Genomic DNA, 14772 nt, shown 5'->3' with positions numbered 1-14772 from the left:
GTCAGCCGTCTTTCTTGTCCTTCTTGGGCTTCTTGGGCTTCTTGCCCTTGCGGCCGTTGTCGGAGGGCTCGACCTGCCCGGGGGTCCGCGAGGCGGGCTTGTCGTCGTCGGACTTCGACGTGGTGGGGGCCGGTTTCCTGGTGGGTTCGCGGCTGGGCCCCCGGGTGGTCTTCTGGCGGGGGCCGGACGACTCCGGCCGGCCCTCCGGCGAGCCGGACGACGGGCCGGCGTTCCGCACCCGCCGATCTCCCGGAGTGGTGACCGTCCGCTCCGGCGACGCGTCCGTGGGAGCCGGAGTCGGTCCCGAGCTGGAGGGCATCGCGGTGGGGCTGCCGGCCGGCGTCGACGCGGGCGGGCGGGCACCGGAGTCGCGGTGCGACAGCCACGCCATGCCGCCCGTGGTGAGCGCGACGACGATGGCGCCGGCCGCGAGCACCGCGAGCGGCATCCGGCGGTTCGGCCCGGCCGGCCGGGCGGGGACGGGGGGCGGGACGTCCAGGGACGCGGTCGGCTCGGGCGCGGTCCCGGTCATGATCGCGTGCAGCCGGCGCTCGGCCTCGTCCAGCGACAGCCGCTCGGCCGGGTTCTTGCGCAGCAGCCCCAGCACGACCGGCGCGAGCGCGCCCGCCCGGGCCATCGGATCGGGTTCGGAGTGCATGACCGCGCCCAGGGTGGCCAGGGCGTGCGGGCGCTGGAACGGTGAGCGCCCCTCGACCGCGACGTAGAGCGTCACCCCGACCGACCACAGGTCTGAGGCGGCGTGCGCCCGGCCGCCCGCCGCCCGCTCCGGCGCCATGAAGGCGGGCGTGCCGACGAGGATGCCGGTCCTGGTGACGGGAGCCTCGTCCTCGGTGGTGGCGATCCCGAAATCGGTCAGCACCGCCCGGCCGGAGTCGGTCAGCAGCACGTTGTCCGGCTTGACGTCCCGGTGCAGCACACCCGCCGCGTGCGCCGCGCGGAGCGCCTCCAGGAGTTGGACGCCGATGGCCGCGGTCTCGGCGGGGGACAGGGGACCCTGGTCGCGTACCAGCTCGCCCAGCGTGCGGGAGGGGATCAGCTGCATGACGATCCAGGGGTGGCCGTGCTCCTCCAGCACGTCGTAGACGGCGGCCACGCCCGGATGCGCGACGCGTCCCGCCGCCCGGGCCTCGCGGAAGGTCCGGATGGTGAACTCGTCGCGTTCGGGACCGTTCAGCTCGTGGGGCGGGTGGATCTCCTTCAGTGCCACATCCCTGCCGAGCACCTCGTCATGAGCCTGCCACACCGTGCCCATGCCGCCCGAGCCGATGGTCTTGACGAGTCGGTAGCGCCCACCGACAAGTCCCGCAGATTCGGACATGCGGCGTGACTACCCGAGAAAACTCCGGACAAGCGCGGTAATCACGGCCGCCGTGGCCAGAACGACGAGAAAGGGCGCGCGAAGCAGCAGGGCGACCACGGCCCCGCCCAGGCCGGCGGTGCGGGCCGGGTCGAAACGCAGCTCGCCGTTCTCGGAGAACATCTGCACGGCGATGAGCGCGGCCAGCAGCGCCACCGGCACGAGCTCGGCGAAGCGGCTCACCACCGGATGGTCGAGGATCCGCCGGGGCGCCGCGAGCCCGGCCAGCTTGAGCGCGTAGCAGCCCAGGCAGACGGCGGCGATCGCCCACCACAGCGTCATCGCGCCATCACCACGAGCACGGCCGCGGCCGACAGCAGCACGGGGACGCCCGGCGGGAGGAACGGGGTGGCGCCGAGCGCGATCGCCGCTCCGCCGAGTGCCAGCCACCTCAGCTCGGCGCTCGCGGCCAGTCGTGGCCACAGGATCGCCAGGAAGGTGGCCGGGCCGACCACGTCCAGCCCCAGCACGGCCGGGTCGCCGAGGAACGAGGTGCCGAGCGCCCCGCCGAGGGTGGACAGGTTCCAGGTGATGTACAGGCTGGCGAACGTCGTGACGAATCCGGCCCGCGCGGCGGCCGGGGTGGGCTGGGCGAGGGTGACGGCGGCGGTCTCGTCGATCACGCCGTGCGCGGCCAGCAGCCTGCGCGGGCCGCGTACCCGCAGGAGGTCCGCCATGCGCAGGCCGTACAGGGTGTTGCGGCCGCCGAGCAGGAGCGCGCCCGCGGACGCGGCGACCAGGTTGCCGCCCGCGCCGACCGCCCCGGCCAGCGCGAACTGGGAGGCGCCGGTGAACGTCAGCAGGCTCAGCACGCACGCCTGCGCCACGCTGAGCCCGGCGGTGATGGCCGCCGCGCCGAAGGCCAGCCCCGACAGCCCGACGGCCACGCCCACTCCCAGACCGTCCCGGATCGCGGCGGAACGATACCCTGTTGTGTCCATATGGCACAGATTATGTGCTGTCCGAATTCGTCGGCGTCCGCCGATCGACTGCCCGAGGACGTCTGCTACGACGGCCTGAACGTCTGGACGAACGTGTCGAAGTAGCCGCGGTCCCGTTCCCAGCGGGCCTCGGTGGTCTCGAAGTAGAGGGCGAACGGCCGGCCGCCGGCGGTGCGGAAACCCCGGTTGATCACGTGGATCACGGTGCCGTCGCGCTGCCTGGTGAACTCCCAGTCGGCGGCCGGGCGGCCCAGGTAGGTCGTGGAGTCGATGGCGATGCGCCGGTAGGCGATGAACTCGCCCCGGTCGCGGATCGTCTTCTCCAGGCTCTTCCAGTGGCGTGCCGGGTCGGTCCAGGGGTGCTCGGGAACGGTCCACTCGACGATCAGAGTCCCCGGCGAGCCGGGCCGCGTCACGCTGACGCTGTCTCTCACGGGATGCTTCGTCGCCCGCCAGCCGCGGGGGAGAGCGATCGAGAACCGGCCGTCGGCGTCGCGGTAGGCGCGCCAGCCGGCGGGCACCTCTCCGCCGGTCGCGGCCGGCGTGGGCGCCGCGGAGGTCGCCGGGCCGGTGGGGGTCGGGCCGGTGGGGGTCGGCCCGGTGGGGGTCGGCTCAGTCGGGGTCGGCCCGGTGGAGGCGGGCGTGGGGTCGCCGGTGGAGGGGCGCCCGGTCTCGGGGGTGGCGCTCGCGAGGGCGGTGGCGCCGGGGTCCGGCGCGCCCGTCCCGCGGATCGCCAGCACGGCGCCCGTCGCCAGCGCGGCCGTCACGGCCAGGACCGCGGCCACGACGATCGGGCGCCCGCCGCCCCGCCGGGGGCGCGGCCGGACGGGGACCGTGGAGCCCGCCTCGCCGTACGCCCTCCGCAGCGACGCGGCGGCCTCGTCGGCGCCCATCCGGGCCCGGGGGTCGCGGGTGAGCAACCCCATGATCACGGGACGGAGAGCTCCCGCCCGGGTGGGCGGCCTGGGCTCGTCACGCAGCACCGCCGCGACCGTCGCCGCCCACGAGTCGCGTTCGTACGGCGGCACGCCCTCCACCGCGGTGTAGAGCGTCGCGCCGAGCGACCACAGGTCGGACTCGGGCCTCGCGGGCTCGCCGTGGAGGCGTTCGGGCGGCAGGTAGGCGGGCGTGCCGACCAGGCCGCCGGTGGCGGTGAGGCCCGCCTCGGCCTCCAGCGAGGCGATGCCGAAGTCGGTGAGGACCACCCGGCCGTCGTCGGCCAGCAGGACGTTGGCCGGTTTGACGTCGCGGTGCAGCACGCCCATGGCGTGCGCGGCCCGCAGCGCGTCGAGCATCCGGCCGCCGATCAGCGCGGCCTGCCCGACCGTCATCGGGCCGCCCTCGCGGATCACCTCCGCCAGCGAACGCGATCTGACCAGCTGCATCACGATCCACGGCAGGCCGTCCTCCTCCACGACGTCGTGGATGACGACGACCGACGGGTGGTCGAGCCGGCCCGCCGCCCTGGCCTCCCTGATCGTCCTGCGGTTGAGATCGGCCAGTTGGGCGTCGCCCACACCGGTGTAGCGGACCTCCTTGATCGCCACCGCCCGGTCGAGCAGCTCGTCGTGGGCGCGCCACACCACGCCCATGCCGCCCTCGCCGAGCGGCTCGATCAGCCGGTACCGGCCGCTGATCCGTCTTTCCACCGGAGCCGCCTACTTGGCGGGCTTGAACGTGGCGGCGAACGTGTCGAAGAAGTGCTTGTCCTTCTTCCAGCGGCTGTTCAGGTTGTGCCAGTAGATGGCGTAGCCACGGCCGTTCTCGGTGAGGAAGCCGCGGTTGCGGACCCGGGTCTTGCCGGTGTTGGTGTTCCAGGTGAAGTCCCAGTCGGCGGCGGCCTTCATGTAGTCGACCTTGTGGATGTCGATCAGCTTGTAGCCGCCGAACCGGCCCCTGGCGCCCGGCTCCTGCTTCTTCCAGTCCTTGTACGGGTCGGAGCCCGGGTCGCTCGCCTCCTCGATCATCAGGAAGGCGTTGGACCCGGCCCCCGGGCCGCGGAAGAACACCTGGGAGCCGTTGCGGTTGTACTCCTTCCAGCCCTTCGGCAGGCCAATGGAGAAGCCCGTCTTGTCCTTGTACATCTTCCAGCCGCTGGGCAACGCGGCGGTCGCCGTCGGGCTGGAGGAGGGCGTCGAGCTGGCCGTGGGCGTCGTGCTCGCCGACTCGCTGGGCGTGGGCTCCGGCGACGCGGACCCGCTCGGCGAGGGAGAGCCCGCCGGCGGCGGCGAGGACGCGGAGGTGTGGGTCTTGTCGGCGCCGGAGTCGGCGCCGGAGTCGGGGGCGGAGCTCAGGCCGAGATAGCCGCCCACACCGGCGACCAGGACGACCGCGCAGGCCGCCGCGATGATCGGGCCGAGCCGCCGCCCCTCCGAGCCGCCGGACTCGACGGTGGCCCCAGAGGCTCCCGTGGCTCCGGTGGGACGCCCGGTGGCCGGGGAGAGCCTGGCGCCGGTCTCCGGCGGCGTGGACGGGGTCTGCCGGCCGGGCTGCGCGGCCGGGGGAATCAGGTCGGGATCGGTCGGGGTGTCGTCCTCGGCCGGGCCCCGCTGCGCGGGAACCTGATGCGCGCCCGCGCCGGCCGCCGGCTGGGCGGGCATCCGCATGGTGGGCGGCGGGCTCGCCTGGGCGATGACCTCGCGCAGCATCCGGCTCGTCTCCTCGTAGGAGGGACGCTGGACCGGCTCCTTGGCCAGCAGGCCGCTGATCACCTCGGCGAGCGGCCCGGCGTGCGGCGCGGGATCGGGCTCGTCGGTCAGCACCGCGTGCATGGTGGCCAGCGCCATCCCCCGCTCGTGCGGCGAGCGGCCCTCCACCGAGGTGTAGAGCGTGGCGCCGAGCGACCACAGGTCGGACTCGCGCCGCGCGGGCAGCCCCTTGAGCCGTTCGGGCGCGATGAACGCCGGCGTGCCCGCCAGCCCCGTCACCGTGAGCTGCGTCTCGGTCTCCAGGGTGGCGATGCCGAAGTCGGTGAGGACCACCCGGCCGTCGTCGGCCAGCAGGACGTTCTCCGGCTTGACGTCACGGTGCAGCACACCCGACTCGTGCGCCCGGTGCAGCGCGTCGAGCACCGCGAGGCCGATCTCGGCCACCTTCTTCGGAGGCAGCGGCCCGTCCTGCTTGATCACCGCGCCCAGGGAGCGCGACGGGACCAGCTGCATGACGATCCAGGGCCGGTCGTCCTCCTCGATCACGTCGTGCACGACGATCACGTTGGGGTGCTCGAACCTGGCCGCGGCCCTCGCCTCGCGCATCGTACGGCGGTTGAGCAGCTGTACCTCGTCGCCCAGGGCGGCGGCGTAACGGACCTCCTTGACCGCGACCACCCGGTCGAGCAGCTCGTCATGGGCTCGCCAGACGATGCCCATGCCGCCCTTGCCAATGGGCTCCTGCAGCTGGTAACGGCCGGCGATGCGGCGTCCGTCACGCTTGCGATCCGACATCAACGGCCTCAAACCCTCCCTCTAGGCCAAGAAATACTCCCATAGCGAGGGATCAACGGCGACTCGCCGGAGGGACAGTCCGCCATATGAGAAGGGGAGTCCAGCAGGTGGATGACCGGTGTAAGGTTCTGACATGACTTGTCGCCACGCGTTTACCGAGCCGGCTCCGGGAGGGCCGGTCGTCCGCTAGCGACCACCTGGAGTCGGCAACAGGCAGAGACGCCGCGTCTCTGCCTTTTTGGTTTTCTGCCGGCTCCAGCGGGCCGGCCCGAGTGGGGAGCCGCGATGTCATCGACCTTGGAACGGCACGTCGTCACCGTGGGCGGGCTGCGCGTGGGCGCGGGACCGGCCGTCGTGATCGGCGGCCGGGTGAGCCTGCGCGAGCACCGCGGCCCGGCCGCCGAGACGCTGCGCGAGCGGGCCACGCTCGTGGAACCGTCCGCCGCGGCCGACCTGCCCGTGATCGCGGCGCGGGCCGAGGCCGTGGTGGTGGGGGCGGCGTGGACGCGCGACGTCCCGCTGGTGCGCGCCGCGGCCGGGCTGGGGCTGCCGGTGGTGGTGGAGCGCCGCCCCGCGGCGTCGCTGGAGGAGTGGCTCGGGCTGGCCGACTACTGCGCGGCCGAATGCGGCGACCAGGTGATCCTGTGCGAGAGGGGCCGGCTGGACCTCGGGCTGCTCCGGGCCGCCCGGGCGGCGTCCGGCCGCCCGGTGCTCGTCGACGTGTCGGCCGACGTGGGCCTGTCGGCGGCGGCGGTCGCGGCGGGCGCCGACGGGCTGGTCCTGGACCGGTCCCTCACGACCGGCCCACCCGTCTCCGGCCCGGACGCGGCGGCCTCCCGCGCGGGCGAGGAGGAGACGGCGGCCCGTACGGACGAGGAGACGGCGCTGCGCGCGGCGGAGGAGGCCGTGACGCTGGTCGGGGCGCTGCTGCGCCCCGAGACGCCCGCGACGCTGCCGGAGTGCAGGGAGGCGATCGACCGGGTGGACGCGGCGCTGGCCACGCTGCTGGAGCGGCGGGCCGCGCTGGCCGGGACCGTGCAGAGGCTCAAGCCGGTCGGCGGCTTCGCGGGCCGCGACCCGGGCCGCGAACGCGACCTCGTGGCCCGGATGGCGTCGCGCGCGCCCGAGCTGGGAGCGGAACGGCTGGCGCCCGTCATGAACGCGGTCATCGAGGCGGGCCTGCACCTGGCCGAGGACCGCGCCCGCCGGTGAGGTGGACCGCGGGCTCCGGCACGCCGCCCGGGTGAGCCCGGCGATCGGCCCGCGAAGTCACTCGGCGGGATTCACGGCCGGGTCGGCGACGGAGTCGATCACCGTGGCCGCGCGCCGCCTCCTGAGCGCCAGCCAGCCGAGCCCGATCGCTCCGGCCAGCACCGGCAGCAGGTAGAAGGCCACCCGCTGGTCCTCGTCCGCGAACGGCATCAGCAGCACCACCAGCGCCAGGAAGGCGAGCGTCAGCCAGTTCGTGTAGGGGGCGCCGGGCATCGGGAACGCCGAGCGGTGCCCCGACCGGCGCAGCCGCAGCTGACAGTAGACCAGGGTGCCCCAGGTGGTGATCACGCCCAGCGAGGCGACGGCGGTGGCGATGTTGAACGCCCGTTCGGGCAGGAAGTAGAACAGGACCAGACCGCCGAGGAACATCGCGGCCGTGAAGACGATGCCGCCGATCGGCACGTGCCGGGAGCTGAGGGTGCCGGTGAAGCGCGGGGCCTCTCCCTTGCGGGCCATCGAGCGCAGGATGCGTCCGGTGGCGTACAGGCCGGAGTTGCAGGAGGAGAGGGCGGCGGTGATCACGATGAGGTTCATCGCGTCGGCGGCCCACGGCACGCCCAGACCGTCGAAGACCGTCACGAACGGCGAGGTGCCGGCCCGGTAGGCGGTCCACGGCAGCACCATGGCCAGCAGCACGACCGAGCCCACGTAGAAGATCGCGATGCGCCACACCACGCCGTTGATCGCCTTCGGCATGACCTCGTGCGGTCTGGCCGTCTCACCCGCGGTGATGCCGACCAGCTCGATCGAGGCGTACGCGAAGACCACGGACTGCAGGCTCATCAGCACGAGCGGGGCGCCGGTGGGGAAGAAGCCGCCGTGCGAGACGAGGTTGCCGGGCGTCGCCTGGCCGACCGAGAACAGCACCAGCGCCAGGCCGACCACCAGGAAGGTGACGATGGCCAGCACCTTGAGCAGCGCGAACCAGAACTCCAGCTCGCCGAAGATCCTGACCGACAGCAGGTTGACCGCCAGCACGAACGTCAGCGCGATCAGCGCGGTGAGCCACCGCGGGAACCCCGGAGCCCAGTAGGAGATGTAGGCGGCGATCGCGACCAGCTCGGCGATGCCGGTGAAGGCCCAGTTGATCCAGTACATCCAGCCGCTGGCGAACGCCGCCCACGGGCCGATGAACTCGCCCGCGTACTCGACGAACGAGCCCGACACCGGCCGGTAGAGCACCAGCTCGCCGAGCGCCCGCATGACGAAGAAGGCGGCCAGCCCGGCGGCGGCGTAGGAGATCATCAGCGCGGGCCCGGTCGCGGCCAGCCGGCCGCCCGCGCCGAGGAACAGGCCGACGCCGATGGCCCCGCCGATGGCGATCATCTGGACCTGACGGTTGCCCAGCGAATGCCGGTATCCCTCATCGCTTTCCGTACGCACAGGGTGTCCCTTTCGTCACTCTCCGTGAAGATGACGATATCCGGGACACCGGCTCCGGCGGGGTCCGGCACGCCGCCCGTACGGCGGGCGAGATGTCGGTGGCGACCACTAGAGTCGGAGCGCACACCACAACAGACCGGGAGGCGCCGCTCCATGTCGTCCAGCGACTCGTTCGTCCATCTGCACGTGCACACCGAATACTCCATGCTCGACGGGGCCGCACGCCTCAAGCAGATGTTCAAGCAGGTCGGCGACCTGGGCATGCCCGCGATCGCGATCACCGACCACGGCAACATGCACGGCGCCTACGACTTCTACCGGCAGGCGACCGGGGCGGGCGTGAAGCCGATCATCGGCTGCCTGTTGCCCGGACAGGAGATCATCACGGCCGAGGGAGTGAAGGCCGTTGAGGACATCCGGGTGGGTGACCTCGTTCTCACCCATCGTGGCCGTTTCCGTCGCGTGTTGCGCACAATGAGGCGTCCCTACAGCGGGCGCGCATACACCATCGGCCTTGCCGGACGGTACGGTCGCACCCTGACCTTGACCGAAGAGCACCCCGTTCTGGTCAGGACACCCAACGGGCTGGTCGATTGGAAGAAGCCCGGTGACATCTGCTCAGGGCGAAGGACGGCTCACGGGGGAGTCCAAAGCTGGAATTCCTGGGCTTGTCTGCCGCGGCTCACCGAGCAGATGTCCGAGATCGACCTTCTATCCTTCTTGCCGGCGTCCTTCGCCGAAGGCCCGGATGGCGGGCTCGTCCGCTCGTACGACTCTCGGTATCGCGCCGATCAGCGATGGGCGCGAGTGCCCCGCTCGATGCCCCTTGACTATGACTTCGGATACCTCTTGGGCATCTATGCGGCAGAGGGCCACGTGCAGGTGAAGGATGGTGAGCAGACGGGTGGCATCGGGTTCACCCTCAATGCGAACGAAGGAGTCACAGCCGAACGTTTGCGTCGGATCCTCGCCGAGTACGGCGCGGAGGTGCAGACGTACATTCGCGACGGCAAGGGCACGCTGGAGCTCATGACCTGCAGTGTCCCGCTCGCCTATGTGCTCTCCTCCCTGGTGGGGGCGAGTGCGAAGACGAAGCGTGTGCCGGCCTGTGTCCTCACTGGGCCCGCTGACGTGAGAAGTGGATTCCTTGAGGGACTCCTGACTGGCGACGGCAGGAATCCCGGACGGGTGTCCAACCCGAGTGGGCGGCGTGATCTCAAAGTGGCCTCCAGGTCGCTGGCCTGGGGCGTCCGGACCTTGCTCGCCGATCTCGGGCACTGGACCACCGTGTCCACAGGGACCGAGCGGGGCAACTTTCCGCAGGGCGCGGCCGATCGTGAGTACCGCTGGTTCCAGGTGGCTTACCAGCCGGAACGAGCTTATTCCCAGACTCTCGACGACGATGATTACCTTTACCGTCCGATCGCGAGCGTCGAAGCCATCGAACTCGACTGCGAAGTGTTCAATTTCGAGGTCGAGGAGGACAACTCCTATGTCTCCGACTTCATCCTGCACAACTGCGAGGCGTACATCGCTCCCGACTCACGTCGGGTCAAGAAGCCCGTGCTGTGGGGGGAGCCGCACCAGAAGCGTGATGACGTGTCGGCGGGCGGCTACTACACCCACATGACGATCTGGGCGCGCGACAAGACGGGCCTGCACAACCTCATGAAGCTCAGTTCGCGTGCCTACACTGAGGGCTTCGTGCGCAAGTGGCCGCGGATGGACGCCGAGATCCTGGCCGAGCACGCCGAGGGCCTGATGGCGACCACCGGCTGCCCGTCGGGCGAGGTGCAGACCAGGCTCCGGCTCGGCCAGTACGACGAGGCGCTCAAGGCCGCGGCGAAGTTCCAGGACATCTTCGGCAAGGACAACTTCTTCCTGGAGATCATGGACCACGGCCTCGACATCGAGCGCCGGGTGCGCGACGGGCTGACCCGGATCAGCAAGGAGCTGTCCATCCCGCCGCTGGTCACCAACGACTCCCACTACACCTACGAGTCCGACGCGGCGTCGCACGACGCCCTGCTGTGCATCCAGACCGGCAAGCAGCTGTCCGACCCCGACCGGTTCCGCTTCGACGGCAGCGGCTACTACATCAAGACCGCCGAGGAGATGCGCGCGGTCGACGGCTCCGACCTGTGGGCCGAGGGCTGCCGCAACACCCTGCTGGTGGCGGAGAAGGTCGATCCGACCGGGTTCTTCGAGTTCAAGAACCTGATGCCGACCTATCCGATCCCCGACGGCATGACCGAGCAGGAGTTCTTCCGCAAGACGGTCTGGGAGGGCATGGACCGCCGCTGGCCGGAGGGCTACGACGACGAGCACCGCCGGCAGGTCGACTACGAGATCGGCATCATCGAGCAGATGGGCTTCCCGAGCTACTTCCTCGTGGTCGCCGACTTCATCATGTGGGCCAAGGCCAACGGCATCCGCGTCGGGCCGGGCCGAGGGTCTGCCGCGGGCTCGCTGGTGGCCTACGCGATGGGCATCACCGACCTCGACCCGCTGCCGCACGGCCTGATCTTCGAGCGGTTCCTCAACCCCGACCGCGTCTCCATGCCCGACGTCGACATCGACTTCGACGAGCGCAGGCGGGCCGACGTGATCCGCTACGTGACCGAGAAGTGGGGTGCCGACAAGGTCGCCATGATCGCCACGTTCGGCACCATCAAGGCGAAGGCCGCCATCAAGGACGCCGGTCGCGTCCTCGGCTATCCCTACGCGCTCGGCGACAAGGTGTCCAAGGCGTTCCCGCCCGCCGTGATGGGCAAGGACATCCCGCTGGCGGGCATCTTCGACAAGGACCACCCCCGCTACGACGAGGCGGGCGAGCTGCGCAGGCTCTACGAGGAGGACGTCGACGTCAAGGCGACGATGGACCTCGGCAAGGGCCTGGAGGGCCTGATCAGGCAGACCGGCGTGCACGCCGCCGGCGTGATCATGTCGGCCGAGGTGATCACCGACTACATCCCGATCATGCGCCGCGACTCCGACGGCGCGATCATCACGCAGTTCGACTATCCGACCTGCGAGACGCTCGGCCTGCTGAAGATGGACTTCCTGGGCCTGCGCAACCTCACGATCATCGACGACTGCCTCAAGATGATCGAGTCGACCACCGGCGCCTCGATCGACCTGCTCAAGCTGCCGCTCGACGACCGCAAGACCTACGAGCTGCTCGGCCGGGGCGACACGCTGGGCGTGTTCCAGCTCGACGGCGGCGGCATGCGCTCGCTGCTGCGGCTGATGAAGCCCGACAACTTCGAGGACATCTCCGCCGTCGGCGCCCTCTACCGGCCCGGCCCGATGGGGGCCAACTCCCACACCAACTACGCGCTGCGCAAGAACGGCCAGCAGGAGATCACGCCGATCCATCCGGAGTTCAAGGAGTCGCTGAGCGAGATCCTCGACACGACCTACGGCCTGATCGTCTACCAGGAGCAGGTCATGGCCATCGCGCAGAAGGTCGCCGGGTTCTCGCTCGGCAAGGCCGACCTGCTGCGCCGCGCGATGGGCAAGAAGAAGAAGGCCGAGCTGGACAAGCAGTTCGAGTCCTTCGAGGCCGGCATGAAGGCCAACGGCTACTCCCGCGAGGCGATCAAGACGCTGTGGGACATCCTGCTGCCGTTCTCCGACTACGCCTTCAACAAGGCCCACTCCGCCGCCTACGGCCTGGTCTCCTACTGGACCGCCTACCTCAAGGCCAACCACCCGGCCGCCTACATGGCCGCGCTGCTGTCGAGCGTCAAGGACGACAAGGACAAGTCGGCCCTCTACCTCAACGAGTGCCGCCGCATGGGCATCAAGGTGTTCCCGCCCGACGTCAACGACTCCGACTTCGACTTCACGCCGCGCGGCACCGACATCCGCTTCGGACTGTCGGCGGTGCGCAACGTGGGCGGCAACGTCGTCGACGGCGTCATCTCCGCCCGCAGGGAGAAGGGCCGCTTCGCCGACTTCAAGGACTTCCTGCGCAAGGTTCCGGCGATCGTCTGCAACAAGCGGGTGATCGAGTCGCTGATCAAGGCCGGCTCCTTCGACTCGCTGGGCCACGTCCGCAAGGGCCTGGTCATGGTGCACGAGCAGGCCGTCGACGCGATCATCGACATCAAGAAGAACGAGGCCATCGGCCAGGACTCCCTGTTCGGCGCGATCGAGGACGGCGAGGACCAGACGTTCGACGTGCAGATCCCGGTGGGCGAGTGGGACAAGAACACCCTGCTGCAGTTCGAGCGGGAGATGCTCGGCCTGTACGTCTCCGACCACCCGCTGTTCGGGGTCGAGCACATCCTGGCCTCGGGGGCCGACTGCTCGATCGCCGCGGTCCAGGACGACAGCCGCCCCGACGGCCAGATCGTCACCGTCGGCGGCATCCTGAGCGGGGTGCAGCGCAAGGTCACCAAGAAGGGCGACACCTGGGTGCTCACCCAGCTGGAGGACCTGGAGGGCGCCATCGAGGTGATGATCTTCCCCTCGTCCTACCAGCTGTGCTCGACGATCCTGGCCGAGGACGCGATCGTCTTCGTCAAGGGCCGCGTCGACAAGCGCGAGGACGTCGCCAAGATCATCGCGATGGAGGTGACCGCGCCCGACCTCACCCAGGAGGCGGGCGGACCACTGCTGGTGAGCCTGCCTCTCAATCGCTGCACGGCGCCGGTCGTCGGCCGCCTCAAGGAGATCCTCAGCACCCATCCGGGCACCTCTGAGGTCCACCTGCAGGTGCACAACGGCCCCAAGACGACCGTCATGCGGGTCGAGGACCGGCTCCGCGTGACGCCGTCACCGGCCCTCATGGGCGACCTGAAGCAGCTCCTCGGCCCCGCCTGCCTGGGCGCCTGACCTCGGCCCGTCAAGCGGTTCGTCAGCGGCCTGACGGCGGTGGAGTGCGGGTCGCCTCACGACGATCCACCGCCCGGGTGGGCAAACCTCGCCATCGTCCGCCCCGGAGCCGGTGGGGGAGGATGGACAGGTGAGCGAGCTTTGCTACCTGACCGCCGCCGAGATGGCCCGCCTCGTCAGGACCCGGCAGATCAGCGCCGTCGAGCTGCTGGAGGCCCATCTCGACCGGATCGAGCAGGTCAACCCGCGGGTCAACGCCATCGTGACGCTGGTCGCCGAGCGGGCGCTCGACGCGGCCAAGGCGGCCGACGCGCGCGAGCCCGAGGGGGCGCTGCACGGGGTGCCGGTGGCGCACAAGGACCTGGCCAGCACGGCCGGCATCCGCACCACGTACGGGTCGCCGCTCTACGCCGCGAACGTGCCCGACAAGGACGATCTGATCGTCGAACGGCTCAGGCGCGCCGGGGCCGTCACGGTGGGCAAGACCAACACGCCCGAGTTCGGCACCGGGTCGCACACGGTCAACGAGGTGTTCGGGGCCACCCGCAACCCCTACGACCTGTCCCGGTCCGCCGGAGGCAGCAGCGGCGGGGCGGCCGCGGCCCTCGCGGCCGGCATGGTGCCGCTGGCCGACGGCTCCGACATGGGCGGGTCGCTGCGCAATCCGGCGTCGTTCTGCAACGTGGCCGGGCTCCGGCCGACCCCCGGACGGGTGCCCGCGCCGTCCGAGATCGCCGCCTGGTACACCCTGTCCGTGCCGGGGCCGATGGCCAGGACGGTCGAGGACCTGACCCTGATGCTGGAGGCCGTGGCCGGGTTCGACCCGCGGTCCCCCTACTCGATCACCGAGGGCTTCCGCCGCGACCCCGAGCAGGGCGTGGCGGGGCTCCGGGTGGCCTGGAGCCCCGATCTCGGCGGGCTGCCGGTGGATCCCGAGACGGCGGCCGTCACGGCGACCGCGCCGGGCGTGTTCGAGCGGCTGGGCGCCCGGGTCGAGCAGGTCGACCTCGACCTGTCCGACGCCGACGACGCCTTCCGCGTCTACCGCGCCTGGTTCTACGCGCTGTCCTTCGGCGAGCTGGACGGCCTCGGGCCCAACACCGCCTGGAACGTCGAGCGGGGCCGCCACGTCACCGGCGCCGACCTAGCCCGCGCCGAACGGCTGCGCAGCGGCCTCTACCAGCGGATGGCCGGCTTCTTCGACACCTACGACGTGCTGATCGCGCCGGTCAGCCAGGTGCCGCCGTTCCCGGTCGAGCAGCCGCACGTCAGCGAGATCAACGGGGTCCGGCTGCCCGACTACCTGTCGTGGATGCGCTCCGCCTACTGGATCAGCGTCCTGCACGCGCCCGCCGCCTCGGTGCCGGCCGGGTTCACGCCGTCGGGGCTGCCGGTCGGGGTGCAGATCGTCGGCCGGCCGTTCGCCGACGCCACCGTGCTGCGCGTGGCCCATGCCTTCGAGCAGGCCACCCGCCACGGCGAGCGCCGCCCGCCGCTGTAGTCGATCAGCCGA

General features: G+C 71.1%; 9 protein-coding genes. 3 read left to right on the top strand and 6 right to left on the bottom strand.

Annotated elements, in window-relative coordinates; translation table 11 throughout:
* Nucleotide 1: 1 nt before the first annotated feature.
* The 5 genes from IEY82_RS24960 to IEY82_RS24940 form a co-directional block, all read right to left on the bottom strand.
* A complete protein-coding gene (locus IEY82_RS24960) occupies nt 2-1339 on the bottom strand; it encodes a serine/threonine protein kinase (RefSeq protein ID WP_189126634.1) in 1338 nt (445 codons plus the stop codon).
* Nucleotides 1340-1348: 9 nt separating this feature from the next.
* Nucleotides 1349-1660 (bottom strand): AzlD domain-containing protein, encoded by a 312-nt coding sequence (locus tag IEY82_RS24955; RefSeq protein ID WP_189126633.1) that lies wholly within the window; start codon nt 1658-1660, stop codon nt 1349-1351.
* Nucleotides 1657-2319, bottom strand: coding sequence for an AzlC family ABC transporter permease (locus IEY82_RS24950; protein ID WP_189126632.1), 663 nt, complete (start codon nt 2317-2319; stop codon nt 1657-1659). The genes IEY82_RS24955 and IEY82_RS24950 overlap by 4 nt, the downstream gene beginning before the upstream one ends.
* A 65-nt stretch (nt 2320-2384) precedes the next feature.
* Nucleotides 2385-3968, bottom strand: a complete 1584-nt coding sequence (locus tag IEY82_RS24945) for a serine/threonine-protein kinase (RefSeq protein WP_189126631.1) — start codon at nt 3966-3968, stop codon at nt 2385-2387.
* A gap of 9 nt (nt 3969-3977) precedes the next feature.
* Nucleotides 3978-5762 carry a serine/threonine-protein kinase gene (locus tag IEY82_RS24940; protein ID WP_189126630.1) on the bottom strand — a complete coding sequence of 595 codons (1785 nt, stop codon included), beginning with the start codon at nt 5760-5762 and terminating at the stop codon, nt 3978-3980.
* Nucleotides 5763-6047: 285 nt separating this feature from the next.
* Between IEY82_RS24940 and IEY82_RS40180 the strand changes: the two genes are divergently transcribed.
* Complete coding sequence (locus tag IEY82_RS40180) at nt 6048-6974, top strand: bifunctional 3-deoxy-7-phosphoheptulonate synthase/chorismate mutase type II (RefSeq protein WP_189126629.1); 927 nt, start codon at nt 6048-6050, stop codon at nt 6972-6974.
* A 57-nt stretch (nt 6975-7031) separates the two neighbouring features.
* On the opposite strand, the gene IEY82_RS24930 is transcribed toward IEY82_RS40180, so the two are convergent.
* Nucleotides 7032-8417 carry an amino acid permease gene (locus tag IEY82_RS24930; protein ID WP_225263708.1) on the bottom strand — a complete coding sequence of 462 codons (1386 nt, stop codon included), beginning with the start codon at nt 8415-8417 and terminating at the stop codon, nt 7032-7034.
* Between the two features lie 153 nt (nt 8418-8570).
* On the opposite strand from IEY82_RS24930, the gene dnaE reads away from it, so the two are divergent.
* Both dnaE and IEY82_RS24920 read left to right on the top strand, forming a co-directional pair.
* Nucleotides 8571-13259, top strand: a complete 4689-nt coding sequence (gene dnaE / locus IEY82_RS24925) for a DNA polymerase III subunit alpha (protein ID WP_189126628.1) — start codon at nt 8571-8573, stop codon at nt 13257-13259.
* 130 nt (nt 13260-13389) lie between these two features.
* On the top strand, nt 13390-14760 hold the full coding sequence (locus IEY82_RS24920) for an amidase (protein ID WP_189126627.1): 1371 nt from the start codon (nt 13390-13392) through the stop codon (nt 14758-14760).
* Nucleotides 14761-14772 lie beyond the last annotated feature (12 nt).

It is taken from the genome of Nonomuraea cavernae (genome assembly GCF_014646355.1).
Classification (GTDB): Bacteria; Actinomycetota; Actinomycetes; order Streptosporangiales; family Streptosporangiaceae; genus Nonomuraea; species Nonomuraea cavernae.
Note: the sequence above shows the minus strand (reverse complement) of the source record. Positions and strands in the feature narration are given on the sequence as shown.

Coding starts and splice junctions, on each gene's coding strand:
- IEY82_RS24960 (WP_189126634.1), bottom strand. CDS start 1,339: ATGTCCGAATCTGCGGGACTTGTCGGTGGGCGCTACCGACTCGTCAAG.
- IEY82_RS24940 (WP_189126630.1), bottom strand. CDS start 5,762: ATGTCGGATCGCAAGCGTGACGGACGCCGCATCGCCGGCCGTTACCAG.
- dnaE (WP_189126628.1), top strand. CDS start 8,571: ATGTCGTCCAGCGACTCGTTCGTCCATCTGCACGTGCACACCGAATAC.
- IEY82_RS24950 (WP_189126632.1), bottom strand. CDS start 2,319: ATGGACACAACAGGGTATCGTTCCGCCGCGATCCGGGACGGTCTGGGA.
- IEY82_RS40180 (WP_189126629.1), top strand. CDS start 6,048: ATGTCATCGACCTTGGAACGGCACGTCGTCACCGTGGGCGGGCTGCGC.
- IEY82_RS24955 (WP_189126633.1), bottom strand. CDS start 1,660: ATGACGCTGTGGTGGGCGATCGCCGCCGTCTGCCTGGGCTGCTACGCG.